Below are 26,478 nucleotides of genomic sequence, written 5' to 3' on the forward strand. Positions count from 1 at the left end.
GGCCTCTGCCCGGTAAGCGTGGGGGACGGGGAGGGGGCATGGAGGGGGCGGGAAAGAAGCACTGAGGCAAAAAGAAAGGCGGCCCCCGAAGGAGCCGCCCTCTTTTGCGTTGATCGCAGGGACAGTGGACTTAGAAGCCCATGCCGCCCATGCCACCCATTCCGCCCATGTCAGCACCCGGCATCGGGTCCTTGCGCTCGGGGATCTCGGCGATCATGGCTTCCGTGGTGATCAGGAGGCCCGCGATGGAGGCAGCCGCCTGGAGAGCCGCACGCACCACCTTGGTCGGGTCGATCACGCCGGCCTTGACCAGGTCGGTGTACTCGCCGGTCTGGGCGTTGAAGCCGAAGTTCGGGTCATCGCTCTCGAGCAGCTTGCCCGCGACCACCGCACCGTCAGAGCCCGCGTTGTCCGCGATCTGGCGAGCCGGAGCCTGGATGGCCTTGCGCACGATGGAGATGCCGACGTTCTGGTCGTCGTTGTCGCCACGCAGGTTGGCAAGAACCTTCGTCGAGTGCAGGAGGGCGACACCGCCACCGGCAACCACGCCTTCCTCGACCGCAGCGCGGGTCGCGTTCATGGCGTCGTCCACGCGGTCCTTCTTCTCCTTCACCTCGACCTCGGTTGCGCCACCGACCTTGATGACCGCAACGCCGCCCGCGAGCTTCGCAAGACGCTCCTGGAGCTTCTCGCGGTCGTAGTCCGAGGAGGTCTCCTCGATCTGCGCGCGGATCTGGGTGCAGCGGGCCTCGATGCGGGCCTTCTCGCCGGCGCCGTCAACGATGGTGGTGTCGTCCTTGGTCAGGGTGATGCGCTTGGCGGTGCCCAGCATCTCGACCGTGACGTTCTCGAGCTTGATGCCCAGGTCTTCGCTGATGACCTGCGCACCCGTGAGGATGGCGATGTCTTCCAGCATGGCCTTGCGGCGGTCACCGAAGCCCGGAGCCTTCGCGGCAGCGACCTTCAGGCCACCACGCAGACGGTTGACGACCAGGGTGGCCAGGGCCTCGCCCTCGACGTCCTCGGCGATGATGAACAGCGGACGGCCGGACTGGACAACCGCCTCGAGAACCGGCAGCAGCGGCTGCAGGCCGGAGAGCTTCTTCTCGAAGAGCAGGATGAACGGATCCTCGAGCTCGGCAATCATCTTCTCGGGGTTGGTCACGAAGTACGGCGACAGGTAGCCGCGGTCGAACTGCATGCCCTCGACGACTTCCATCTCCGTGTCGAGACCCTTGGCCTCCTCGACGGTGATGACGCCCTCGTTGCCGACCTTCTCCATCGCGGTGGCGATGATCTGGCCGACTTCCTTGTCGCCGTTCGCGGAGATCGTGCCGACCTGGGCGACTTCGTCGCTGGTCTTGATCTTCTTGGAGCGGGACTGCACGTCCTCGACAACCTTGGACACCGCGAGGTCAATGCCGCGCTTCAGGTCCATCGGGTTCATGCCGGCGGCAACGGCCTTCACGCCCTCGCGGACGATGGCCTGGGCCAGAACGGTGGCGGTGGTGGTGCCGTCGCCCGCGATGTCAGCGGTCTTGGAAGCAACTTCCTTGACCATCTGGGCGCCCATGTTCTCGAACTTGTCCTTGAGCGTGATTTCCTTGGCAACCGACACACCGTCCTTGGTGATGCGCGGGGCGCCGAAGCTCTTGTCGATGACGACGTTGCGACCCTTGGGGCCCTGGGTCACCTTGACGGCGTTGGCCAGGATGTCCACGCCGCGCAGCAGGCGGTCACGGGCGTCGGTGGAGAATTTAACGTCTTTAGCGCTCATGTCTTCTATCTTCCTCTCGGAAACGGGAATTCGAACGGAAAGTCAGGGGGAGGGAGCCGGGATCAGCCCACGATCCCCATGATGTCGGATTCCTTCATGATGAGGTATTCCTTGCCGTCGAGCTTGACCTCGGTGCCGGACCACTTGCCGAACAGGATCCGGTCTCCGGGCTTGACGTCAAGAGCAACGAGCTTGCCGTCTTCTCCGCGCACGCCGGAGCCAACCGCGATCACCTTGCCCTCCATGGGCTTTTCCTTGGCGGTGTCGGGGATGATGATGCCGCCAGCGGTCTTCTCTTCGCCTTCGAGGCGCTCGACGAGAACGCGATCATGCAAAGGACGGAAATTCATTGATGAAGCCTCCGTGGGTTTCCGTATCAAAAGAGAACAGTCAGGGGAGCGGGTGCCCCGCCTGATGGGGAACTTTTGTTAGCACTCTGTCATGGTGAGTGCCAAAGATAGGTCACAGATAGAACGGAGCCTGGCGGGTGTCAAGGCTCGGGAAAAGTTTTCGCGAAAATTTTGGAGCCTGAAAAACCGAGGCCGGGCGGGAGCGTGCCCGCGCGAGGGGCGGTCGCCGTGCCCGTCAGGCGGGCGCTGGGGCAGGTGGTGAGGGTATGAAGAAACGGTCCCTGAACCGGGATCAGTCATAAATACAGTTACTGGGTGGATGTATTTTTGCATCGCTCCTTCGTTTTTTCTACAGCGCGCCCAGTGTATTCGTCTTTAGGTTTTGATCGCGTTATTACATTCCGCTATGGTTGCCTGTGTTTTGTGGCCGTCGGCCAATGGCTTTGGGGGGTGCGTATGTCAAAGGATATCGCGGGCAACTGTGACTGCCGCGTGTTTTTCGTTTCCGGGCGTCGTGGTGCGGCGCTTTCCGGTGTGGCACTGGCCCTGGCGCTGGGCGTCACGGGAGCCGGGCAGGCGCGGGCGGCGGAGCCCTACCAATGTAGCGGGGGTGTTTGTACCGTTACGGGCGAGGTGGCCTGGGATGATCTTGTCGCCGATTCGGAGTTCAGCGGCAAACTTCAGGATCTGAAGTTTGAGGGGCAGGAAGGAAAGGTGACGTTTTCCAAGGATACGGTTCTTTCCGCATCATCCGGCACCCCGGATCAGCGTCTGGTCGTGGGGGAGGGTGTCACCGCGACGCTTTCTGTTGCCGGCGGCGGGACACTGACGATTGCGGACAATACACACGAAAGCAACACCACCAACGCCGAAGGCGGCGCGATTTCCAATGCGGGGACGCTGACCTTTTCGGGCAATACCACCTTCTCCGGGAACACGGCCACAAGCACAAGCAAGTATGCCTTGGGTGGCGCAATTCACAATACGGGGACGCTGACCTTTTTGGGCGACACCATCTTCAGCGGGAATACGGCAACAACCACGCGCGGATGGACCGATGGCGGTGCTCTCTATAACCACTCGGGTACGGTAGTGTTTTTGGGTGATGCGACCTTCAGCGGAAACGCGGCCACGAGCGTGACCAATGGTGCCTATGGCGGGGCAATTTATATTCGGACGGGGGCGGTGACGATTTCGGGCAACGCCACCTTCAAAGAGAACAGGGCTTCAAGCATAGGCACCTGGTCCTGGGGTGGCGCGATCTATAATGGTGGTAATGAGGTGGTGATTTCTGGAAATGCCGTTTTTGAGAAGAACACGGCCTCAAGTGATGAACATAACGCGTTGGGCGGTGGGATCCACAATGCGGAGGGTACGGTCACGATTTCTGGCGATGCGACGTTCACGGGGAACGTGTCCAAAAGCGAAAAAAACAGAAGTTATGGCGCCTATGGCGGCGCGATTTATAACAAAGGTACAAATGCCAGGGTGAGCATTTATGGAGACGCCCTCTTTGTCGGAAACACGGCTTATAGCGTTGACAGCTTCGCCCGGGGCGGCGGAATTTACATCGATAGCGGCGGAACGCTGACGGTTTCTGGGGACGCCACCTTCCGGGAAAATAAGGTTTACAGCACGTCAGGCAGCGCCGGTGGTGGCGCTATTCGTAACGAAGGTGGTTCCGTGACCTTCGAGCGCACGGCCACCTTCATCGGGAACACGGCAACAAGCGATAGCGGAGGGGCTGGATCTGCTGCAATTTTTAGTGTTGGCAAGATGACTTTTTCTGGCGACGCCGTCTTTGTCGAGAACTCGGCCAGCGCTGACAGGGGCAGCGCTTCGACTGCTGCGATTGCAAACTACGGGGAGATGACATTTTCTGGTTTTGCGGTGTTCAAGAAGAACTCAGTCACATCCGGGGATTACCGGGTCTTTAGCGGTGCTATTTATAACGAGTGGATGTTGACCTTCGAGCGTGACGCCACGTTCATCGAAAATACGGTCCAAAGCGAGAAATTTTGGGCTGCTGCTGGTGCGCTTCGTCAATCGAACGTCACAGGCAGCGCGACGACCTTCAAGGGCGCCGCCCTCTTCCAGAAGAACACGGCTGTCGCGATGTCAAGAGATGCCTCCGGTGGGGCGGTTTATAACTGGGGTAAGGTGACCTTCTCGGGTGATGCCACCTTCCTCGAGAACAAAGCCCATGGCAAGGCGGCCTATGGGGGTGCGATTTATAACGCGGGCACGCTGATTTTTGAAAAGGCTGCCACGTTCATCGGGAACACGGCCCTCGGAACGAGCGACGATTCTTATGGCGGAGCAATTTTTACTGCGGATCCGATGACTTTTTACGGGACCACAACCTTCATCGGGAACACGGCCCAAAGCGACAGCGGCAGGGCCTGTGGTGGTGCGCTGGATAACAGCGGCGGTAAGCTGACCTTTTTGGGCGGCGCCATCTTCAGCGGGAACGCAGCCGAAAGCAAGAGCGGCAAGGTGAGCGGCGGCGCGATAAGTGCTTACGGCGCCTATGTGACGACGAAGCTGCAAGGGGACGCCACCTTCAGCGGGAACCGGGCCCAAAGCGAGACTGGCGACGCTTTTGGAGGCGCAGTTGAGGCTTATCTTACCAACGTGAGCCTGTCTGGAAGGGCCGCCTTCGAGAAGAATACGGCCACAAGCACGTCAGGAACAGCGTATGGTGGCGCAATTTCTATCACTAGCAGGATCCCCGAGCTCGCGGTGACCCTGTCGGGCGACGCCACCTTCAAGGACAATACGGCCACAAGCACCTCGGGCGAAGCCTACGGAGGCGCCATCTCCATCCGCGGTGGAACACTTGTTCTGGACCCGGGCGCGGGCAAGACGGTCCTCTTCAGTGGCAATACGGCCAGCGGGCGTTCAAGTTCTGTCTATCTGGAGAGCCTTGAAGATATATTTAGCAATAAATACAGCCCAACCCTGAAGGTTGGTGTCTCGGGCACGGGTACGGTGGACATGCGCACGGATCCGATGGGGGGAAGGGCCGCGGACAATCAGGCCATTACCATCATCAAGGACGGTGCCGGCTCGACCTGGTGGCTGGGGGGCCAGAACCTGTTCACCAGCGATGGCAACGCCGGCAGCAAAACCGAGTTTTCGGTCAATGACGGGACGCTTGCCTTTGTGGCCGGTACGAAAATCGACCTTCAGGGCGCGGGCTCGTCCTTCACCCTGGTTTCCCCTGCCGTGCTGTATCTTGAGGGGAGCGGCCACAAAATTCTGGCCGGAAATGCCGGGACCGGCGGAACCATGACCGGCGGCACCATCAATCTGAAGGCCGGAGCGAAACTCAGCTATGACCTTCTCGATGTTCCATCCGGAGAAAAGGTTCTCACCCTGCGGGCAGGAACCACGACCCTGCCGGCAGGCGGAGAGGGGCCCGTAATTCTCGACATCCTGACATTCCGAAACGTCGTGGGTACCAAATACGCGCTGCTGGACGCCGGAGTGAAACTCACCGACAAGGTGAAGCTGATCTATCGGGGCGAGGACTTTGCCAATACCCGCTTCGGCTCCGCGCTTGTGGGCTCGCTGGCGGAAGACGATACGGTTCAGATGCTGACCGTCCAGCAGGTGGTGAAGAACGACAAACTGACCTGGGTTGGCGACGACGAGGATCCCTGGAACATCAAGGTCCAGAATAAATGGGTGCTCCCCGACACGACCAAAACGCAGTTCGCTCACGGGGACGCGGTCGTGTTCACGGAGGCCAAACAGGGCGCTGTCAACGTCAACGCCGGTGGCGTGGTGGTCGCCGGCATGGAGATCACCGGCGGCACTTTTACGTTCAAGGGGGGCGAGATTGTCTCGGCGGCGGACAAGGAGACCAACTACACCCCGGCCACCCGGAAAATGGAGCTGAGCGGAACGGCCGACGCCACCTTCGAGGAGAGCGTGAAGCTGAGCTTCGCCGAAGGATACAGCATAGGCGATAACGCGAAAATGACCGTGAGGGGCACGGTTCTCACGGGCAATATCGTTAACAGCGGTGAGTTCGTTTTCGATACCGGGCCTGATGCGACGCTCCGTTACACCGACACCCTCTCCGGCGGCGGCAAGGTTTTCAAGAACGGTGCCGGAACCGTCCTGCTGTCCGGAAACCACTCTGCGGCGACCGGTCCCCTCACTCTGAACGGGGGCACCCTGGGCGGCGCCTTCACATGGGGTGGCAGCCTGAAGCTGGGCAACAGCGGCACCGTTTTGGCGCCGGGGGATGCGGATGACGTTGGCACGATGTCCGTCGGTTCCTTCGATCCGGGCGACAAGGCCTTCACCCTCCGAGTTCGCGTTACTCGGGAGGCCAGTGACCGTCTGGACGTGCAGAACGGCACCGTTGTTCTGCCCCAGGTGTCCACCCTGAAGGTGGTGAAGGCCATCGGAAGCGGCTGGGAGGTAGAAAAAATATACACGGTTCTGGCAGCCCTGGATCCGGACGGAAAAGTGGAGGGCAGGTTCTCGATCCTGGACAAGGCGGCGGACCTGCCATTCCTGAGTCTGGACCAGGTGCGCCTGGGTGCGGGCGGGAAACCGGTTGAGGGCAACGCGGACGTATCCGCTATTGGCCTTCGGGCGACTTACAAGGGGCCCGATCCCGGCCCAGACCCCGGTCCGGGGCCCGATCCCAAACCCGGCCCTGGCCCTGGTCCCGGTCCGGGGCCCGGTCCCGTGCCTCCGTCCCCCTGGACGAACGCCTCACCGAACCAGATTGCCACCGCCCGTGCCATCGGCACCATGGCTCCGGGTCCGGTCCAGAACGCCATGATCAACGCCTCGCGCGGCGAGGGCCTGCGCCTTCTGGACCTCTTCTCCGGCGACAGCCACGCCAACGTGGGCCACATGATCCGCCACGGGGCGCAGGAACTGTCCCGCACCCTGATGAACACCCTGTCCGACATGGCGCCATCCGTGGACGGGATGCCGGGCGGGGGCCGTCTCGAGGTGGCGTCGCGGGGTCCGGTTGAGGTCGACCCCGCCACGGGCCTGCGCAAGGACCACCGGGTCTGGGCCCAGGTCTCGGGTGCCCGGGACACCTGGGACGGGGACGGCAATGCGGCCCGCTCCACCGCCAGCGGCGTGGGGGTCACGGCGGGGGCCTCGTTTGGCCTCGGGGACGGCTGGTTTGCAGGCGGCCTGTTCCGCTACGGCTACCGGGATTTCCGGGTGTCGGACCGCCTGTTCAAGGCCGACATCCACTCGTTCTCGGGCGGGGCTTACGGCGGCAAGGTCTGGGATGTGGGCACGGGCTTCCTGCGCACGACCCTGGGGGGCGTCTACACCCGCCACGGCATCGACAGCCGGCGCACCGCGCTGGGCGAGCGCCTGAAGGCGGACTACGGGGCCAACGGGTTCCAGGTTGTGGGCGAGGCCGCCTGGCGGGTCCAGGCCACCGATGCCCTGATGGTGGAACCCTTTGCCGGAGGCTCGTGGGCTATGGGCTATACCGAAGGCTTCTCGGAAAGCGGCGGTGTTGCGGGCCTGCGGGGGCACAGCCAGGCGAGCCACACGGGCGTGTCCTCTCTGGGTGTGCGCATGGACGCCCGGGTGCACGAGAACGCGGTCCTGAAGCTGGACCTGGGCTGGGAGCACGTTTACGGCGACATCGACACCGCCAGCCGTATGATGTTCCTTGCGGGGTCGGATGACTTCCTCGTGCGGGGCACGCCGGCGGACCGGGATGCGGCCGTTGTGGGCGTGGGCGCCGAGGTGCGCCTGGACGACACCTGGGGGCTGACCGTGATGTACGACGGGGCGTATGGTGCCCACACCACCTCCCACGGCGGCCGCGCCCGTATGACGTACCGCTGGTAGGACAGCGAACGCCCGGGCCTGACGCCAGCACACCCGGACTCTGGCCCGGACCGGTCACTGGCCCTCAGCAGTCGATGGCGGGCCAGTGGGCCGGAACATCTTCCCCCCGGCCCGGGCGTGCTGATCCGCGTCGTCCCCGTTCCGGCTCCGGGGCGTCCTTCCCTCCGGCCTTGCACCCGCCAAAGCCCCGCCCTTAAAGGCGGGGCTTTTGTGTTGGTGGCCCATTCCTCTTGCCGTGCCAGCAGGACTGAAGCGCCAGGCGTCAGATTGGATCGGGGAGTCTGGGGCGTTTCAGTCAGCCTGACGGAACAGTGTCAAAATGCGGGAGTGTTTACTTGGGGTCACGTCACCTCACGGCCCTCCGTGGCAGGCGTTTCCGATCCAGAAGGAATGAAATCCGCTGCACCCGAGTGGTGTGGTGTTTGTGGTATATTTGGTGTTAATCAACAAAAAGCTGCTGCACTTTTAAACAACACCGACTGACGGTGGATTATTGAGGGGGTTTTAACAGAAAACTCGTGGTTGTCAAAAGGGCACGATCATTTTTTATTTTCAAATTTCCCCGTTTTTTATTTCACGCATACTTGTTTTCTTTGCTCTTTGGGGCTTACGGTTGCGTGCGTGCCAGCCAGCCTTTCTCTGGGAGCATCTTCATGTCACCGCGGTTCCGTAACCTCACCCCTTTCTCCACCCCTTTTTCCCGTCGCGACGGTCTTGCCCTGTCCGGTGTGGCTCTGGCTCTGGCGCTGAGCGTCACAGGTGCCGGTCAGGCGTCTGCCGCCGGGTACACCTGCGCTTCCGGCACCTGTACCGTTGACGGTGAGGTGACATGGGACGAGCTCATGGCTGCGGGGTTCAATGGCGGATTGTCTTACCTTAGTTTTGACGGCCAGGGCGGAAAAGTCACCATCTCCAACGATATGGAGCTTGATGGGGCGGGCGGGGGCGCGAGCCAGCGTTTGAGGGTGGACGCGGACCAGAAAGCGGAGCTGAATATAGACCCCCAAAGAAGCGTGCTGGTCCGGAACAACACCTTGCTTGACTCCAGCTCGGTCTCGGGGGGGGCGGTCGAAAACAGAGGAGCTCTGAGACTTCTGGGGACCTGGGTGTTTGAGAAAAACTCAGTCGAAAGTGGGGGGGGGACCACCGAGGCCGTCGGTGGAGCACTTGCAAACCGCGGGAGCCTCTGGCTCCGTGGCCAGATATCGCTTTCCGCAAACGCGGCTCTTAACACGGGGCAGGGGGGAAAAGCCCTGGGAGGAGCGATCTATAACGCGCCCGGTGGACAGTTAAATCTCAACGCACAGCCATCATTAACGTTCAATAGAGTCGAAAGTACGAACAGCAACGGAAGCGCTTGGGGTGGGGCTGTTTACAGTGTTGGCTCCATGACCGTCTCCGGCCCCATCGATTTCACTGGCAACGCAGCGCAAAGCACGTCTTCGGGCAGCGACTCCGACGAGGGGGCCTATGGGGGCGCGGTTGCCTCCTGGGGGGTGGCGGAGTTTTTTGGCCCCGCGAATTTTGAGGACAACAGCGCAAGCAGCGACAAGGAAAAGTCGCAGGCTCTTGGGGGCGCCCTTTTTGCCGGCAAAGACAGTACGGTAACCTTTTTCGAGGCGACCTTTAACAAAAACAAGGCCATGAGCACTCTTGGAACGTCCAGGGGGGGTGCGATTTACAACTCTGGCACCATCGGCCTGGCCGGCCCGTCGACCTTCACGATGAACACGACGGAAGCCGGAGGGAAAGCCAAGCTCTCCTATGGCGGAGCGATTTATAACGGGACGTCCGGTGTTCTGTCGCTCGGCGGCACCTCGACCTTTACAGGCAATACGGCAATCGCTTCCGGAGGGGCCTTCGCGGGGGGAGGGGCTGTCGCCAACGATTCAAAAGGCTCCGAGACCCCCGGCAAGATAACGTTCTCAGGTTCTCCCACGTTCTCAGACAACGTGGCCAGAGCGTCCGGCACAGGCAGCAGTGCCCATGGTGGCGCCGTGCTCAACAACACGGGCGCCACAATGATCTTTCAGCAGGCGGTCGAGTTCGACCGGAACAGAGCCGAATTCACCGGGGGGGGCGGAAGCTACGGGGGCGGTGCGATTATCAACTTCGGTGGCGACATTACCTTTAAAGACAAGGCTACGTTTACTGGAAACATGACCACACGTATGGACGATCCGGGTAATGGAAGCGGACCGGGCGGCGCAGTCAACAATTTTGGTGGGTCTCTTGTCTTTGACAAAGACGTTTCCTTCATCGCGAACACCGCAGATGGGCTCGGCGGTGGAGTCTACAACTGGTCGGGTTCGACCACCATTTCGGGTGTTGCCACCTTTAAGGGGAACAAAGCTTCGTCAACTTTCGCCGGGGCAACAGCTGTCGGGGGAGCGGTTGACAGCCTCTTCTCTACCGGCAGCGGCACGAACCCTGCGGTATTTACTTTGGCCCAGGGGGGGCAGTTTATCGAAAACGGGGCTTCCGGGGACAACGCTCGGGGTGGTGCAATCGCCAACAACAGGGCTACCCTGAATATCGGCGGAGACGTGTTGTTTCAGCAGAACACAGCAGAAGCCAGAGTCTCTGGATCACGCGGCGGGGCAATTGACAACTCGTCTGAAGGAAAGGTGATTATTTCCGGCTTCGCCACCTTCGATAAAAACCGGGCTGAGGGTGGAGAGGTAGCCTCTGGTGGGGCGATTTACAGCACAAATGACACAGGTGCTCAGACTGAGAGCGGACTTGCCAGCACCATTACCCTGGAGAATGGTGGTTCTTTTGAAGGCAATACGGCCAATGGGCAGGCCGGATCGGGAGGCGCCATCTACAACAGGGGGGGCGTGTTGACCCTCGGGGGCGGTGTCACGTTCAAGGGAAATCGGGCTACCAGTTCGGGGACAGATAAGGTGGCCTCGGGTGGTGCGATCAGGGCGTCGGAGTATGGGGGGCTGACCTCGCGAACCGTTTATGGCAAGGTGGATTTCCTCGGAAACGCGTCCTTCACAGACAACTCGGTTGAAAGCGCCGAAGGCTCGGCTTACGGGGGTGCGATGCATGTCTCCCGAAATGCTGTCACGTTTTCCGGCGATGCGAATTTCGAGCTCAACACGGCAACAAGTCGCGGCACAGGAAAAGAGGTGCACGGTGGTGCGGTCGAGAGTTTTTCCACTGTGATAAACGACCAGAGTGGATCGATGAACTTCGAGATGGGGGCGACCTTTCTCGAAAATAAAGCGCTTGCCACCGGAGATCAGAGCGCGGCGTTCGGAGGTGCCGTTTCAAACAAGGGCCCACTGAAGTTTGCCAAGACGGCCCACTTCGAGGGGAACGTCGCGAAGAACACAGGTGCGCAAGGAAGTGCTTATGGCGGTGGGCTATGTAACCACCGCGGCAAAGTAACGTTCAGCGGACCCGTCACATTCAAGGACAACAGGGTCGAAAGCGACACAGGCCTCGCTCAGGGTGGGGCTGTGTACAACAACGAGACCGGCACGATAGAATTTTCCGGTTTGACAGCCTTCGAACTCAACCTTGCCGAGAGTGGTGGCGGCGGTGGGGCCGGAGGTGCCATCTACAACCGCGGGGGGACTCTCCGGATCTATGGGGCCACGGAGTTCCTGAACAACAGGGCCACAAAAGAGGGCGGTGCTCTCTACAGCCTTGGGGGCATGACAACCCTGGCCCCCGAGACTGCTGAAAAGACCATCCGCTTCAGCGGCAACACGGCCGGGGGTAAGGCGAACTCGATTTATCTCGTGAGCAAGACGTTGGGGGGCGAAAATTTTGATGCCGTCCTTAAGGTTGGGGGCGCCGGCACGGTTGACATGAAGTCCGATCCCATGGGCGGCAACGCATCCGACGGGCGGGGCATCACCATAATCAAGGACGTTACCAGCACCTGGGAGCTTGGGGGCGGGAACGTCTTCACTGCGGATGACAACGCGGACAGCCGGACGGATTTCCAGGTCAAACGCGGGGAGCTGGCCTTTGCGACCGACACCGCAGGCGGCACAACCGTCGATCTCCGGGGCCTGAAGTCTGCCTTCACCCTGGAGGCCCCGGCCATCCTTTCCCTCGCGGGTGACAGCCACAAAATTCTGGCCGGGAACGGTGGCCTCAACCCCGATACAGGGACGGGCGGGACCATTACCCTGGCCGCGGGCTCCACCCTGAGCTTCAACCTGGACGCCACCCGGGAGAAAACTTCTGTTCTTACCCTGCGGGCTGAAAACGTGGTTCTGCCAACTGCGGCGGGCGAGACGGTCACGCTCGATATCCGGTCGTTCAAGAATGTTGCGGGCACCGAGTACTGGCTCCTGGACGCGGGCGTGGTTCTGACGGACAAGATCACGCTGACGTACCGGGGAGAGGCGTTTGACAAGACGGAGTTGGGCAAGGTCCTGGAGGGCAGGCTGAGTGATGACAAGAAGGTCCAGATGCTGACCGTCAGGGGGGGAACCGTCAACCGGAAGCTGACCTGGGTCGGAAACACCGGCGACGACTGGAACATTACCGCAGAACAAAAATGGAAGCTCCCGAACACCAACCTCACCCAGTTTCTCCCGGGTGACGCGGTCGTGTTCACCAGGGACAATGTCGGCGACGTCAACGTCAACGCGGGCGGCGTGGAGGTGGCCGGCATGGAGATCACCGGCGGCACCTTTACGTTCAAGGGCGGCGAGATCGTCTCGACCACAGGCGGGCCGACCAACTACACCCCGGCCACCCGGAAAATGGAGCTGACGGGGACCGCGGACGCCACCTTCGAGGAGAGCGTGAAGCTGAACTTCGCCAACGGCTATGACATCGACACCGGTGCGAAGATGACCGTGAAGGGTGGCGCCATCGAGGGCAAGATTGCCAACCGGGGCACGTTTGTCTTTGATATCGGTACCGGCAAGACCTTCGGCTACGGAAATCCCCTGACCGGTGTCGGAACCTTCGCGAAAGACGGAGCGGGCACGCTGGTCCTCTCCGGCGACCAGACCGGAGCCACGGGCGGCCTCGTCCTGAACGGGGGCACGCTGGGCGGCGCCTTCAAATGGGGCGGCACCTTGGAAACCGAGGGTATCCTGACGCTGGGCAACAGCGGCACCACCGTGGCTCCGGGCGCAGAGGACACGGTCGGCACCCTCTCGGTCAATGGCTTCAACACAGACGACAAGACGTTCACGCTCCAGGTCCGGGTCACGGCGGATCGCAGCGACCTGCTGGAGGTCCGCACGGGTGATGTGAGCGTCCCGGACGGCTCGACCCTGAAGGTGGTGAAGGCCATCGGAAGCGGCTGGGCGTCGGAAAAGATCTACACGGTCCTGGTGGCCCGGGAGGACAGCCGGAAAGTCGTGGGCACGTTCTCGATCCTGGACAAGGCGGCGGACCTGCCGTTCCTGAGCCTGGACCAGGTGCGCCTTGACGCCAATGGCAAGGTGGTTGCCGACGGCGAGGACGCTGCGGCCATCGGCCTGCGGGCCACCTACCAGGGGCCGAAGCCCGGACCCGGTCCCGGCCCTGGTCCCGGTCCGGGGCCCGGCCCTGGCCCCGTGCCGCCGTCTCCCTGGGAGGGCCTGACCCCGAACGAGATCGCCACAGCCGAAGCCATCGGCACCATGGCGCCCGGCCCGGTGCAGGACGCCATGATCAACGCCTCGCGCAGCGAGGGGATCCGGCTTCTGGACCTGTTCTCCGGCGACGGGTATGCCAACGTGGGCCACATGATCCGCCACGGCGCCCTGGAGCTCAGCCGCACCCTGATGAACACCCTGTCCGACATGGCACCGTCCGTGGACGGGATGCCGGGCGGGGGCCGCCTCGAGGTGGCGTCGCGGGGTCCGGTTGAGGTCGACCCCGCCACGGGCCTGCGCAAGAACCACCGGGTCTGGGCCCAGGTCTCGGGTGTTCACAACACCTGGGACGGGGACGGCAATGCGGCCCGCTCCACCGCCAGCGGGGTGGGCGTCCGGGCCGGGGCGACCTTCAGCTTCGAGGACGGCTGGTTCGCGGGCGGCCTGTTCCGCTACGGCTACCGGGATTTCCGGGTGTCCGACCGCCTGTTCAAGGCCGACATCCACTCGTTCTCGGGCGGGGCCTACGGCGGCAAGGTCTGGGACGTGGGCACGGGCTCGCTGCGCACGACCCTGGGGGGCGTTTACACCCGCCACGGCATCGACAGCCGGCGCACCGCTCTCGGAGAGCGCCTGAAGGCGGACTACGGGGCGAACGTGTTCCAGGTTGTGGGTGAGGCCGCCTGGCGGATCCAGGCCACCGACGCCCTGATGGTGGAGCCCTTTGCCGGAGGCTCGTGGGCTATGGGTTATACCGAAGGCTTCTCGGAGAGCGGCGGTGTTGCGGGCCTGCGCGGGCACAGCCAGGCCAGCCACACGGGAGTCACCACGGTGGGTGTGCGGATGGACGCCCGTGTGCATGAGAACGCGGTCCTGAAACTGGACCTGGGCTGGGAGCATGTCTACGGCGACATCGACACCAACAGCCGGATGGCGTTCCTTGCGGGGTCGGATGACTTCCTTGTGCGAGGCACACCGGCGGACCGGGATGCGGCTGTGGTGGGTGTTGGCGCCGAGGTCCGCCTGGACGACACCTGGGGGCTGACGGTGATGTACGACGGGGCGTATGGTGCCCACACCACCTCCCACGGCGGCCGCGCCCGCGTGACGTATCGCTGGTAGGACAGCGAACGCCCGGACCGAACCGGCCCCGGCACGCACCCTGCGACGCAGTGTGAGGGTTGGGGTCGGGGCGCTTCCTGCGAAAGCCCTGTCGGCAGGAGCCCGGCAGGGCTTTCTGGTATCTGGCGGTCGGGGAGCGGGTGCGAATGGGCGGGAACCGGTGGCTGCTCAGCCCATCCTGTTCTGAGGAGGCCTCAGGTCACAGTCCCTTGACCGCAAACCTCACCACCAGCTGGCGTAAGGTGATTCGATCTGCGGTTACGAGCTAGGTGCTGTAGGCCGATAACACTAGCCGTATTGCCTGTCTTTAGAGGTGTCCGATAAAATCTATAATTGCATATTGATGCTGGCACGTCAGGGTTGACTCTTCGTGCCTCGCAAGTCTCTAGGTGACTAATTTTTACTCTTTTCCATGAGGTATACTATATACATAGTGGCAACTCCAACCATTGATATTAGTGTGGCAGTGGGGTTGCTTTTCGCTAATTCAGAAAGGGTAGGGGCTAACTCTGTCGCCAACTCTTTTTTACCGTCGAGATCAAGGATTTCCACGGCATCACGCATCTCAGTGACTCCATAACAGGAAGGGTAGTCTGATCGTAACATTGAGTTTTCTGTATGTCCGCGATTTATACACTGAATGCCCGCAGGAGTGGTTGTGGGCGAGCCAGCTTCGCGGAGCGAAAAACCGGCACCGCACGCCTGGCGCCAAAGTATACGGAGCCGTCAATAACCATCGCCTCAAAGGGAGGGGCGGGGTGCGGAATGGGGTGAGGTCTGCATGAGGGAGGGGGGCGGCTGTCTTCGCGTGCCTTCCCGTGCTGCTGTCCCCTGTTGCCGCCCCGTCCTGCATCAGATGCGGCAGGCGGGTGCGGCGGCCGGTTCGGTGCTTCGGTCCTTCCGGGCCTAGAACAGCAGGCGGGTCGGGTCGGACAGGCGGCGGCGGTCCCTCGGGTTGTCCTCGGAGAAGAGCTCCAGGACCTGGCGCATGATGGTGCTGCCCAGTTCCTCGGGATCGTTGAGGGTGACGGCGCGCTGGTAGTAGCGGGTCACGTCGTGCCCGATCCCGATGGCGGTCAGCCGGACCGGGCTTGCGGTTTCGACCCGTTCGATCACCGCGCGCAGGTGGTTTTCCAGCAGGTTCCCCGTGTTGGCGGACAGGGTGGAGTCGTCCACCGGAGCCCCGTCCGAGATGACCATCAGGATGCGCCGGGCCTCGGGGCGCAGGGAGAGGCGCCGGTGGGCCCAGATGAGCGCCTCGCCGTCGATGTTCTCCTTGAGCAGGCCTTCCTTGAGCATGAGCCCCAGGTTCTTCTTGGCCCGCCGCCAGGGCTGGTCCGCGCTCTTGTAGATGATGTGGCGCAGGTCGTTCAGGCGTCCCGGGTTGGCGGGCTCGCCGGAGGTCCGCCACAGTTCGCGGGACTGGCCGCCCTTCCAGGCGCTGGTGGTGAAACCCAGGATCTCGACCTTCACGCCGCAGCGCTCCAGGGTGCGGGCCAGGATGTCGGCACAGATGGCGGTGACGGCAATGGGCCGTCCGCGCATGGAGCCCGAGTTGTCCAGGAGCAGGGTCACGACCGTGTCGCGGAAGTCGGTTTCCTTCTCGCGGCGGAACGAGAGCCCGTGGGTCGGGTTGGCCACAATGCGCGCAAGGCGGCCCGTGTCCAGCTCCCCTTCCTCGAGGTCGAACTCCCAGGCCCGGACCTGCTGCGCCATCAGGCGGCGCTGGAGCCGGTTGGCAAGGCGGGACACCACGCCTTGGAGCGGCAGAAGCTGCTGGTCAAGCTGGGCGCGCAGGCGCTCCAGCTCGTCGGGGGTGCACAGGTCGTGGGCCTCGACCTCCTCGTCGAAGCGGGTGGTGTAGATGCGGTAGACCCCGTCCGGACCGTTCACGGGGGCGGGGGCCTCGACCGCGCTGTCATCGAACGAGGGGGCGTCGCCCTGGGTTGCGGGCGCCTCCTGCTCCTCGCCGCTCTCGCCGGAGGTTTCCTCGCCGGGGGCTTCGGTCTCGCCGGGCTCGTAGCAGGTGTCCCCCATGTCGCCGGGGGAGTCCACGCCCTCGGGGGTGGCGGAGTCCGGAGCATCCGGGTCAGAGGGGGTGTCCTCGTCCTCCGGCTCGGGGCTGTCGTCCCCGCTGGAGGGGTCGTCGGTCTTTTCCTCGTCCGGATCGTCAAAATCCTCCAGCCCCATGCGCTCCAGAAGAACCCGGGTGCTGCGGGCGAAGCCGGTCTGGTCGTCCCGGTTGCTGAACAGGTCGTCGAGCGCGTCCGCCACGTCGGGGGGCAGGTTCTGGCGCCCCAGGGCTGCCCCCTTCTCGCCCAGCGTGCCAAGGGGGACGGTGCCGAACCCCTCCAGGGCCAGAAGCCGGACAAGCTCGCCGGCCTCGGCCTGTTCCGCCGATTCCACGGTGGCAAAGCCCTCGGACTGGAGGCGGTCCTCGATGGCGAGGCCGATGTTCTTTCCGGCCCCCACGTAGGCGCCGGCGCCCACGGACTCGTAGCGCGCCTGCTCCAGCGCCGTGTACAGGGCGCGGGCGGGAGCGGTGTCCGGCTCATAGCGGGCGTTTACCAGGGGGTCGTGGTAGCGCAGCTTCAGGGCGATGGCGTCGGCCGTGCCCCTGAGCTTCGCGACCTGCGCCGGCGAGAGCGCGCGCCCCGGCTGGGGCAGGCGGGCGCTGGTTCCGGACAGGACGGCCTGCCCGGGTGTGTACACGACCGTCACTTCCGGATGCCCGGACACCGCCTTCAGCACGGCGGTCGTGGCGCTTTTCAGCGTTTCGGCGGCCCGTTCCGTGTCGGTGCGCGCCTTGCCTGGAGGGTGCATGGCGCCTTAACCCGCCTGGACGGCCCGCGCGGCCAGTCCCTCGGGCAGCTCCTCACCGAAACAGCGCTGGTAGTACTCGGCCACGATGGTGCGCTCCGCCTCGTCGCACTTGTTGAGGAACGTCAGGCGGAAGGCCATGCCCACGTTCTGGAAGATCTCGGCGTTCTCGGCCCAGGTCAGCACGGTGCGCGGGGACATGACCGTCGAGATGTCGCCGCCCATGAAGCCTGCCCGGCTCAGCTCGGCAACCTTCACCATGCGCGACAGCACATCCCGGCCCTGGGGCGTGTCGTAGCCCGGGTGGCGGGCGAGCGCGATCTTCATCTCGGTCTCGTGGTCCAGGTAGTTCAGGTTCACCACGATGTTCCAGCGGTCCATCTGGCCCTGGTTGATCTGCTGGGTTCCGTGGTACAGCCCGGTGGTATCCCCCAGGCCGATGGTGTTGGTGGTGGCAAACAGCCGGAAGAACGGGTGAGGGCGGATGACCCGGCTCTGGTCCAGAAGGGTCAGGCGTCCCTCGACCTCGAGGACGCGCTGGATCACGAACATCACGTCGGGCCGTCCGGCGTCGTACTCGTCGAACACCAGGGCCACCGGGCGCTGGAGGCACCAGGGGAGGATCCCCTCCCGGAACTCGGTCACCTGCTGTCCGTCGCGCAGGACGATGGCGTCCTTGCCCACAAGGTCGATTCGACTGACATGGCTGTCCAGGTTGACCCGGATGCACGGCCAGTTCAGCCGCGAGGCCACCTGCTCCACGTGGGTGGACTTGCCGGTGCCGTGGTAGCCCTGGATCATGACCCGGCGGTTGTAGGCAAACCCGGCGAGGATCGCGAGGGTCGTGTCCGGATCAAAGCGGTAGGCAGGGTCCGGATCGGGCACGTGCTCGGTTGCGTCGGTGAAAGCCGGCACCGTCATGTCGATGTCGATGCCAAAGACATCGCGCACGCTGACAGAGGTATCGGGTTTGTCCAGGGGCGTTTCGGATACGGCCATGTGCAGTCCTCGGCAGGGGCAAAAAAAAGGAGAGGAAGTTTAGCCTTCCCCCCTCGGCGGGTCTACGCCGAAATGAGATCCCGGGGGAATGCTACGGCTTTTACCAGCGCCGGAAAACGTGCATACTGCCCGGACGCGAGACTGTGCCCCGCATTACGGAAGCGAAGAGTATGGCAAGACGGAGAAAAGAGACCCCCGGCGGGCTTCTTACGGCTGTGGTCCTGGCCCTGGCCGGGACGGTGACCGCGGGCTGGCTGGTGCTGGTTCCCGTGACGCTGTATGCGATCAGTGACGGGTACCTGGGCGCGGACTTTCTGGTCAAGGCGTCGCTGATCACACTGATCCCCCTGCTGCTGCTGTGGCTTGGGGTGTTGTGCGGTTTTGTTGTCTGGAACCTGGTGTCCATGAGGCGCCAGTTCGCGACCCTCGCCCACCTCTCGACCCGCACGCTCGAGGACACCGAGGCCCTGGGCCGGGTCATCCTGCGCAGCCAGCAGGAGAGCCAGCGCCGGGCCGAGCGCGACGTCGTGGACCTGATCATCAAGGACATGAACGCCCAGCTCGCCGTGATCATGGAGCGGATCGGCATGGTGGGGCAGGGCGAGATGGAGACCCTCTGGGGCATGACCGCTGCCGGGAACCCCTGGGCGATCCCCGCGACCTTCATGGCCAGCGCCGAGCTGACGGGGCAGGGCTTTCGCACCATCGTGTCCGACCGGCTGATTGCCGACCCCCAGTCCACGGTGGCGCTCCAGTCCTTTCTGACGCGCTATGAGCAGATGATGCGCCTTCTCGATACCTATGACGAGAACCGCCTGCTGAAGGAGATCATCGGGGAAAGCCCCTATGAGCGGGTCATCTTCCTGCTGACCAACATCCTTCACCTTCTGCACACCCGCATGAAGGAACGCCAGAGTGCCCAGGGCCTGGCCCCGGTTGAGGGCGTTCCGGCGGTGGATCCGGCAGCGGGGCCGGACAGCCCGCAGGGGCCGCTGGCCTCCCGGGTTCCCCTGGCCCGCAGCGAGGCGGTGTCCTAGAGCCGCGGTGTCCGGGCGCGGTCGCGTCGTTTTGAGGCGGCCTCCGTTGTGTCCGGGCGGGGCGGTCCTGGGCAGAGCTCCCGGGTTCCGCTGGTCCGCACCGAGGGGCCCGCTGGGCGACACGGCGCCGGACAGCGCCCAGTGGGGGCGGCTTTTCCCGGTCCCCCTTGTCATGCCATCCCATCCCTTTTTGGGCCCCGTCCGTCGGGCCCTGGCCTCTTCGTGCTTTTGCGTCCGCCTGGCCCCCGTGGGGCGTCCCCGGGTCCGTTGCGTGTTGCGCCGGTCGTCTCTCCGGGGGCATCGTCTGTCGGCAGGCGCCCCGTGCTCCGGTGGTCTGCCGGCCTACTCTTCCATCAGGGTCTTGATGTGGGCCGAGACGGACGAGGCGAGGCTGGTGATGTCATAGCCCCCCTCCAGGGTGGAGACGACCCGGCTGTTGCAGGTCTCCCGGGCGATTTTCAGGAGTTCCGAGGTGACCCAGCGGAAGTCCTCGACCTTCAGTTCCAGCGAGGACATGGGGTCCATGACATGCCCGTCAAACCCGGCGCAGATCATCAGCAGGTCGGGCTTGAACTCGGTCAGGGCCGGGAAGATTGTCTCGGTGTAGGCCTCGCGGAAGGCGTCCCCGTTCGAGCCCCGGGGAAGCGGGCAGTTGACAATGTTCCCATGCGCCCCCTTCTCATCCGCGTGCCCCGTGAAGGGGAACAGGCCCACCTCGTGGGTGGAGGCGTAGAACAGGGAGGGGTCATCCCAGAAAATATGCTGGACTCCGTTGCCATGGTGGACGTCGAAGTCCACCACCGCCACCCGCTCCGCGCCCCACTGCTCGCGGGCGTGCAGGGCGCCGATGGCCACGTTGTTGAACAGGCAGAAGCCCATGGCCTTGTCCCGTTCCGCGTGGTGTCCGGGGGGGCGGATGGGCACGAACGCGTTGCGAAAGGGCATGTCCTCGCTCATGACGGCGTCCACCGCCAGGATCACGCCCCCGGCCGCCCGCAAGAGGGCCTCCTCCGACGAGCAGCACAGGTAGGTGTCCTCGTCCTTGGCAGCGTTGTTGTCCTCCGGGCTCAGCATCTTGCAGCCCTCGCGGGGGATGGACTGGAAAACCTCTTCAATGTAGGACAGGGGGTGGACCCGCAGAAGCTGCTCGCGCGTGGCGTAGGGCGCCTCGGCGTGCTCCAGCATGGCGAAGGTTTCCATCTCCAGAATTCTGAGGATGGCCCGAAGCCGGGTCGGGTTTTCCGGATGCAGCACGCCGGGGTCGTGCTCGAGGCAGGCCGGATGAGAGATCAGCAACGTGGTCATGGGTGACACCAGGCTCCCTGTCAACTTGCCGTTTGTCGGCGTGTTTTGTTGTCTTCGATACCCCGGAGGTACGGCCTCCCCGGTAAAATTGCAACGGTTTTCACGGTTCCTGGGGTTGATGGCGCGGGGGTTTGACCCGCCCGGCGCGACCGGATTTCCAGGCGGGATTGGGCGGTACGGTGCCCCGGCGGGTGCAGGAGACGGGCGATGAGGGACTTCAAGGAGGCGCTCAGGGACAGGGCGGCCGCGCTGGGTTTCCAGGTCTGCCGGGTGGCGCGCCCGGAGATTTCCGAGCGCACGCGCCGCCATTTCGCCGCGAGTCTGGCCCGGGGCGAGTTCGCGGGCATGGACTGGCTGGGCAACACCCTCGAGGTCCGCGCCCGGCCCGAGGCCCTGTGGGAGCGGGTCCGCTCGGTGGTGGTGCTGGGGCTTCTCTACAAGCCGGCGGCCGAGGTTCTGCACAAAGCTACCGATCCGTCCCTGGGGCGGGTCAGCGCCCACGCGCTCTCCCGGGACTATCACGAGGTGCTGAAGGGGCGGGCCAAGACCCTGGGCCAGTGGATGGTCTCCCGGGGCGGGGGCGAGGTCCGGGTGTATGTGGACAGCGCTCCGGTGATGGAGAAGCCCCTGGCCGTCAGCGCCGGAGCGGGCTGGCAGGGGCGCAACGGGCTTCTGATCACCGAGGACTACGGCCCCTGGCTCTTTCTGGCCGAGGTCTTCACCTCCCTGGAGATGGAGCCGGACGAGCCGGTGAAAAACCGCTGCGGCCACTGTTCCAGCTGCATGGACGCCTGTCCCACCGGAGCGCTGCGGGGCGGCGGCGTGCTGGACGCCCGGCGCTGCCTCGCCTACCACACCACCGAGGAGAAGGGCCCGGTGGACCCGGCCTGGCGCACGGCCATGGGCAACCGGATCTTCGGCTGTGACGAATGCGTGATGGCCTGCCCCTGGGGGCGTCGGGCCCCCGAGGGCACTGATCCGGCCCTGGCCCCGAGGGACGAGCGCCTCGCCCTTCCGCTGGAGCGCCTGATCCGGCTCGACGAGGCGGGCTACCGGTCCTTGTTCGCCGGGTCCGGGGTGCGTCGCCTGGGCTTCGGGCGGTTCCGGCGCAATGTGCTGATTGCGGCGGGCAACAGCGGGGATCCGTCGCTGATTCCGCTTGTGGAGCCCCTCGCGCACGACGACAATGAGACGGTTGCCGAGGCGGCGCGCTGGGCGCTGGGCTGCCTGCGCGGCCGTGGCACAGAGGATACCCCGGGTTCATGACAGACGACCTTCTCGCACACAACGTTCCGGAGCTTACGGTCTCCGAGCTTTCCGGCGCCCTGCGCCGCACCGTGGAGACCGCGTTTTCCCGCGTGCGGGTGCGCGGCGAGATTTCCCAGCCCAAGTGTGCGGCCTCGGGGCACTGGTACCTGCGCCTGAAGGACGACGAGGCGGTGATCGACGGCATCATCTGGCGCGGGCAGGCGGCCAAGCTTCCGGTCCGCCCGGAAGAGGGCATGGAGGTCATTGCCACCGGGCGCCTGACCACCTACCCGGGGCGCTCGAGCTACCAGATCGTGATCGATTCCCTTGAGCTGGCGGGGGAGGGCGCGCTTCTCAAGCTGCTGGAGGACCGGCGCAAGCGCCTGGCCGCCGAAGGCCTGTTCGACGCCGCGCGCAAGAAGCCCCTGCCGTTTCTGCCCGGGGTGGTCGGCGTGGTCACCTCGCCCACCGGGGCGGTGATCCGCGATATCCTCCACCGCATTACGGACCGCTTTCCCCTGCGGGTGCTGCTGTGGCCGGTTGCCGTGCAGGGCGACGGGGCGGCCCGGGCCATTGTGGCCGCGATCGAGGGCTTCAACAGCCTGGATCCGGCGGGGCCCATCCCCCGGCCCGACGTTCTGATTGTGGCCCGGGGCGGCGGCTCCCTCGAGGATCTGATGGCCTTCAACGAGGAAAGCGTGGTCCGCGCGGCGGCGGCCTCGCAGATCCCGCTGATCTCGGCGGTCGGGCACGAAACCGACGTCACCCTGATCGACCACGCCGCCGACGTGCGGGCCCCGACCCCCACGGGTGCGGCCGAGATTGCGGTGCCCGTGCGCGCCGAGCTGGTCGCCCGGGTGCTGGGACTGGCGGAGCGCCTGGAGCGGTCCACCACCCGCCTGTTCGGTGATCGCCGGGAGCGTCTGGAGGCTCTGGCCCGGGGGCTGCCCCGCCTTGACCGGCTGCTGGAGCCGCTGGCCCAGAGGCTGGACGACCGGGGCGAGCGCCTGGAGCGGGTCATTGCCGGGCTGATGGAGCGCTGCGGGCGGGATCTGGCGGACCGGGGCGGGCGGCTCCAGCCCGGCCTTCTGCTGCGCCCCTGCGAGGCGGGCCTGACCCGGCTTCAGGATCTGGGCGCCCGGCTGGACCGGGAGAGCGCCCGGGGGCTGGCGGACCGGCAGGCCCGTCTGGAGGCCCTCGCGCCCCGGCTGGAAAGTGTCTCCCACCGGTCGGTGCTGGCCCGGGGCTATGCGCTGGTGCGCCGGGTGTCGGACGGCACGCTGGTGACCTCGGCGGGCCGGGCCGGGGCGGGCGAGGATCTGGCTTTGGTGTTTTCCGATGGAACCCTGGGGGTCCGGGTGGAGGGCGGGGGCGCGCCGGTTCTGCCATCGCCTGCGGCGGCCCGGGCTCCGGCGGGAGCGGCTTCGGCGGGAGCGGATGCGGTCATGCCCGCGGGTCCGGGGTCCGGCGTGCCGGAAACGGCGCCCGTTTCGACACCCGCCCCGGCATCTGCGGCGGTTTCGGCCGGCGGGACCGTGTCCGGTACCGTCGTGTCCGGCGGTGTCCCGGATGCCGCCCAGCCAGCCGGGGCTCCTGCGGCGGCGTCGCCCGCCCGGCCGCGCCGTTCCCCGCGCAAGGGGGAGGCGGACCAGCGCCAGGCCTCGTTCCTGGACGATTTCGAGTAGAGCCGTCCGGCGGCTGTCCTGCGGGCTCGCGCGGGGCCGGTATCTCTGCGGGGGCCGTTCCGTGCCCTTTTATTCCGGGGGTGCCACTGCGCCGGGCCACGGTCGTGGGGACCGGTCCGCAGGGCCGTCCGGCGCCCGCCTTCCGGGCCCCTGTCAGCTCCGGGCTCCGGGGCCGGATTTCGTGGTCGGGGGGCGGACCCGTGCCCGAAGGCCCCGCCCCCGCCCCCTTCTGCGGTTTTTCCCCGTCCCTAGGACGCGGGCTTGTCACCGATGTAGACCCGGCATCCCTGCGGCAGGGTCAGGTCGAGGGCTCGCACGTTCTGTAGCCCCGCATCGTGGAAAAAGGCGCGGATCTCGTCGTCCGTGTAGCTCTGCCCGCCTTCGGTGCCCACCAGCATGTTCAGGGCGAAGACCGCCGGGTGCAGGGGTTTGCCGGTGTGCCGGTTGTCGAGGGCGAACTCTTGGACACAGAGCATCCCGCCCGGTTCCAGGGCCTCGGCGGCTTTCCGGACCAGGTAGCGGACGCGCCCCGGGGGCTCGCAGTGGAGCACCTGGGAAATCCAGATCACATCGCAGCCGCCGGGAAGCGTGTCCTCGAAGAAGTCGCCCCCCTGGAACCCGATGCGCTCAGCCAGGCCCGCCTCCCGGACCAGGCCCGTGGCAAAGGGCTCGGTGGTGGGCAGGTCAAAGATCAGGGCGTCCAGATCCGGGTTCGTCTGGCAGAAGGTGATGGCGTAGGTTCCGGGGCCTCCGCCCAGGTCCATGAGCCTGCGCCGGCCCTCGAGGTCCAGGGCCTCGGCAACGGTCCGCGCCTGGGGGGCGGCGTTGTTGTGCATGCCCAGCAGGAAGGCTTCCCGTTCCTCGGGGTCGTCCGTGTGGGAGGCGTAGGAGGAGTTCACCCGCCGGCCGGTGCGGATGGCCTCGGTCAGGCCGGTCCAGTTGTCCACGGCGTCGGCCAGGTGGCGCACCAGATAGCCCACGTACTCGTCCGAGCGGCGGGAGAGAAAGCGCGCGGCCTCCGCGCTCAGGGTGACGGTGCCGCCGTCCCGCGACAGGAGCCCCATCCCCGAAAGGGTCGTGGCCAGCATGCCCAGGGCCCGGCGGTCACAGGCCAGAGCCTCGGCCAGGGCATCGACCTCCGCCGTGCCGCCCAGGCTCTCCAGCGTGGTGAACAGGTCCAGCTCCACCGCGCTGTGCAGCGCGAAGCCCACCCAGTACATTCCGGAAAGCCGGACGATCTTTTGTGCCGTCCATGTGTCTTTCATTGGTCGTCTCCCTGTTCTTGTGTTGTGAGTTCTCAGCCTGCGCTCAAACGATAACTCCCGGGTTCATCAGGTTCGCGGGATCCAGAGCCCGCTTGAGGGTCCGCATGAGGTCCATTTCCTCGGGGGAGCGGTACTGCGCCAGCTCCCGGGTCTTGAGACGGCCGACGCCGTGCTCCGCGCTGAAGGTGCCGTTCATGTCCATGACGATATCATGGATGCGGGCGTTGAGCTCCTCGCGGCGGTCGAGAAACGCGCGGTCGCCCATGGCCTCGGGGCGGGTCAGGTTGAAGTGCAGGTTGCCGTCCCCCACGTGGCCGAAGGGGCAGGGGCGGATGCCGGGAACAAGGCGCTCCACCTCCGGCAGGGCCCGCTCCAGAAACGCGGGGATCCGGGAGACCGGCACGCCAATGTCATGCTTGATCGAGGCCCCTTCCTTTTTCTGCGCCTCCGGCAGGCCCTCGCGCAGGGTCCAGAGCATCTGGCGCTGGGCCTCCGAGCACGCCACGGCGGCGTCCGCGATCAGGCCGGAGTCAAAGGCGTCCTCCAGCAGGATGGCCAAGGTCTCGTCCAGGTTCGCGCGCGCCCGGGAGGTGGAAAGCTCCACAAGCACATACCAGGGGAACGGGGTGTCCAGCACGTCGCGCACGCCGTCCAGGTGGCGCACGCCCAGGCCGTAGGCAAAGCGGCTCATGAGCTCGAAGGCCGAGACCTCGTCTCCGGTGATGGCCCGGGCCCGGGACAGGAGCGGCACAACCGCGCGCACGTCCGTCAGGCCGCACAGCGCGGTGACGGTGGAGGTCTGGCGGGGAAACAGCTTCAGGACCGCGCCGGTGATGATGCCCAAAGACCCCTCGGATCCGATGAACAGGTGTTTGAGGGCGTAGCCCGTGTTGTCCTTTTCCAGCACCCTGAGGCCGTCCCAGATCCGGCCGTCGGGAAGGACCACTTCCAGGCCCAGGCACAGGGACCGGGCCGGGCCGTAGCGCAGGACGTTGAGCCCGCCCGCGTTGGTGGCCAGGTTGCCGCCGATCCGGCAGGAGCCCTCGGCCCCCAGGGACAGGGGAAACAGGCGCCCGGCCTCGTCGGCGTGGCGCTGGACGTCGGCGAGGATGCAGCCCCCGTCCACGGCAATGCGGTAGCCCTCCGGGTCGATCCAGCGCACCGCGCCCATACGGTCCAGGGACAGGAGAACCTGGTCCCCGGTGGCGACGGCGCCCCCCACAAGCCCGGTGTTGCCGCCCTGGGGCACGACGGACACGCCCGCCTCCCGGCACAGGCGCACCACGGCGGCGCATTCGGCGGTCGTGGCGGGTCGGGCCACCACCCGGGCCTCGCCGTGGTAGTTGCGCCGCTGTTCCTCGTTGTAGGGGATGAGGGCCTTCGGGTCTGTCAAAAGACCTCGAGGCCCCAGGCATGCGCCCAGAGCCTCGATCAGTGCGGAGTGTATCGCCATGGGAGA

General features: G+C 65.1%; 12 protein-coding genes. 5 read left to right on the forward strand and 7 right to left on the reverse strand.

Going from position 1 to position 26,478, the window contains the following annotated elements:
• Positions 1 to 130: 130 nt before the first annotated feature.
• Positions 131 to 1,777 (reverse strand): chaperonin GroEL, encoded by a 1,647-nt coding sequence (gene groL / locus IHV25_RS07680; RefSeq protein WP_192534535.1) that lies wholly within the window; start codon positions 1,775 to 1,777, stop codon positions 131 to 133.
• A 62-nt stretch (positions 1,778 to 1,839) separates the two neighbouring features.
• The gene (gene groES, locus IHV25_RS07685) at positions 1,840 to 2,127 is read right to left on the reverse strand and encodes a co-chaperone GroES (RefSeq protein WP_192534536.1); all 288 of its coding nucleotides are present in this window, start codon (positions 2,125 to 2,127) and stop codon (positions 1,840 to 1,842) included.
• A gap of 456 nt (positions 2,128 to 2,583) precedes the next feature.
• On the opposite strand from groES, the gene IHV25_RS07690 reads away from it, so the two are divergent.
• Both IHV25_RS07690 and IHV25_RS07695 read left to right on the forward strand, forming a co-directional pair.
• Entirely contained in the window at positions 2,584 to 7,977 is a 5,394-nt protein-coding gene (locus IHV25_RS07690) for an autotransporter domain-containing protein (RefSeq protein ID WP_192534537.1), read from the forward strand.
• A gap of 653 nt (positions 7,978 to 8,630) precedes the next feature.
• Entirely contained in the window at positions 8,631 to 14,660 is a 6,030-nt protein-coding gene (locus tag IHV25_RS07695) for an autotransporter outer membrane beta-barrel domain-containing protein (protein ID WP_192534538.1), read from the forward strand.
• Positions 14,661 to 15,566: 906 nt separating this feature from the next.
• Here the strand turns inward: IHV25_RS07695 and IHV25_RS07700 are convergent.
• Positions 15,567 to 17,483 (reverse strand): cobaltochelatase CobT-related protein, encoded by a 1,917-nt coding sequence (locus IHV25_RS07700; protein ID WP_192534539.1) that lies wholly within the window; start codon positions 17,481 to 17,483, stop codon positions 15,567 to 15,569.
• A 6-nt stretch (positions 17,484 to 17,489) separates the two neighbouring features.
• Entirely contained in the window at positions 17,490 to 18,479 is a 990-nt protein-coding gene (gene cobS / locus IHV25_RS07705) for a cobaltochelatase subunit CobS (protein ID WP_192534540.1), read from the reverse strand.
• Positions 18,480 to 18,649: 170 nt separating this feature from the next.
• Here cobS and IHV25_RS07710 point away from each other — a divergent pair, with 170 nt between their 5' ends.
• Positions 18,650 to 19,516, forward strand: a complete 867-nt coding sequence (locus tag IHV25_RS07710) for a hypothetical protein (protein ID WP_192534541.1) — start codon at positions 18,650 to 18,652, stop codon at positions 19,514 to 19,516.
• 342 nt (positions 19,517 to 19,858) lie between these two features.
• Here the strand turns inward: IHV25_RS07710 and IHV25_RS07715 are convergent, their stop codons facing one another.
• Positions 19,859 to 20,821 (reverse strand): histone deacetylase family protein, encoded by a 963-nt coding sequence (locus tag IHV25_RS07715; protein ID WP_192534542.1) that lies wholly within the window; start codon positions 20,819 to 20,821, stop codon positions 19,859 to 19,861.
• 207 nt (positions 20,822 to 21,028) lie between these two features.
• On the opposite strand from IHV25_RS07715, the gene queG reads away from it, so the two are divergent.
• On the forward strand, positions 21,029 to 22,087 hold the full coding sequence (queG, locus tag IHV25_RS07720; protein ID WP_192534543.1) for a tRNA epoxyqueuosine(34) reductase QueG: 1,059 nt from the start codon (positions 21,029 to 21,031) through the stop codon (positions 22,085 to 22,087).
• Entirely contained in the window at positions 22,084 to 23,754 is a 1,671-nt protein-coding gene (xseA, locus tag IHV25_RS07725) for an exodeoxyribonuclease VII large subunit (RefSeq protein WP_192534544.1), read from the forward strand. The genes queG and xseA overlap by 4 nt, the downstream gene beginning before the upstream one ends.
• A gap of 248 nt (positions 23,755 to 24,002) precedes the next feature.
• Here the strand turns inward: xseA and IHV25_RS07730 are convergent, their stop codons facing one another.
• Together IHV25_RS07730 and IHV25_RS07735 are read right to left on the reverse strand one after the other, a co-directional pair.
• Positions 24,003 to 25,019, reverse strand: a complete 1,017-nt coding sequence (locus IHV25_RS07730) for a methyltransferase (protein ID WP_192534545.1) — start codon at positions 25,017 to 25,019, stop codon at positions 24,003 to 24,005.
• A gap of 43 nt (positions 25,020 to 25,062) precedes the next feature.
• Complete coding sequence (locus IHV25_RS07735) at positions 25,063 to 26,472, reverse strand: FAD-binding oxidoreductase (protein ID WP_192534546.1); 1,410 nt, start codon at positions 26,470 to 26,472, stop codon at positions 25,063 to 25,065.
• Positions 26,473 to 26,478: the final 6 nt, after the last annotated feature.

The sequence above is a fragment of the Phaeovibrio sulfidiphilus genome (genome assembly GCF_014861485.1).
Classification (GTDB): Bacteria; Pseudomonadota; Alphaproteobacteria; order Rhodospirillales; family Rhodospirillaceae; genus Phaeovibrio; species Phaeovibrio sulfidiphilus.

Coding starts and splice junctions, on each gene's coding strand:
- groL (WP_192534535.1), bottom strand. CDS start 1,777: ATGAGCGCTAAAGACGTTAAATTCTCCACCGACGCCCGTGACCGCCTG.
- groES (WP_192534536.1), bottom strand. CDS start 2,127: ATGAATTTCCGTCCTTTGCATGATCGCGTTCTCGTCGAGCGCCTCGAA.
- IHV25_RS07690 (WP_192534537.1), top strand. CDS start 2,584: ATGTCAAAGGATATCGCGGGCAACTGTGACTGCCGCGTGTTTTTCGTT.
- IHV25_RS07695 (WP_192534538.1), top strand. CDS start 8,631: ATGTCACCGCGGTTCCGTAACCTCACCCCTTTCTCCACCCCTTTTTCC.
- IHV25_RS07700 (WP_192534539.1), bottom strand. CDS start 17,483: ATGCACCCTCCAGGCAAGGCGCGCACCGACACGGAACGGGCCGCCGAA.
- cobS (WP_192534540.1), bottom strand. CDS start 18,479: ATGGCCGTATCCGAAACGCCCCTGGACAAACCCGATACCTCTGTCAGC.
- IHV25_RS07710 (WP_192534541.1), top strand. CDS start 18,650: ATGGCAAGACGGAGAAAAGAGACCCCCGGCGGGCTTCTTACGGCTGTG.
- IHV25_RS07715 (WP_192534542.1), bottom strand. CDS start 20,821: ATGACCACGTTGCTGATCTCTCATCCGGCCTGCCTCGAGCACGACCCC.
- queG (WP_192534543.1), top strand. CDS start 21,029: ATGAGGGACTTCAAGGAGGCGCTCAGGGACAGGGCGGCCGCGCTGGGT.
- xseA (WP_192534544.1), top strand. CDS start 22,084: ATGACAGACGACCTTCTCGCACACAACGTTCCGGAGCTTACGGTCTCC.
- IHV25_RS07730 (WP_192534545.1), bottom strand. CDS start 25,019: ATGAAAGACACATGGACGGCACAAAAGATCGTCCGGCTTTCCGGAATG.
- IHV25_RS07735 (WP_192534546.1), bottom strand. CDS start 26,472: ATGGCGATACACTCCGCACTGATCGAGGCTCTGGGCGCATGCCTGGGG.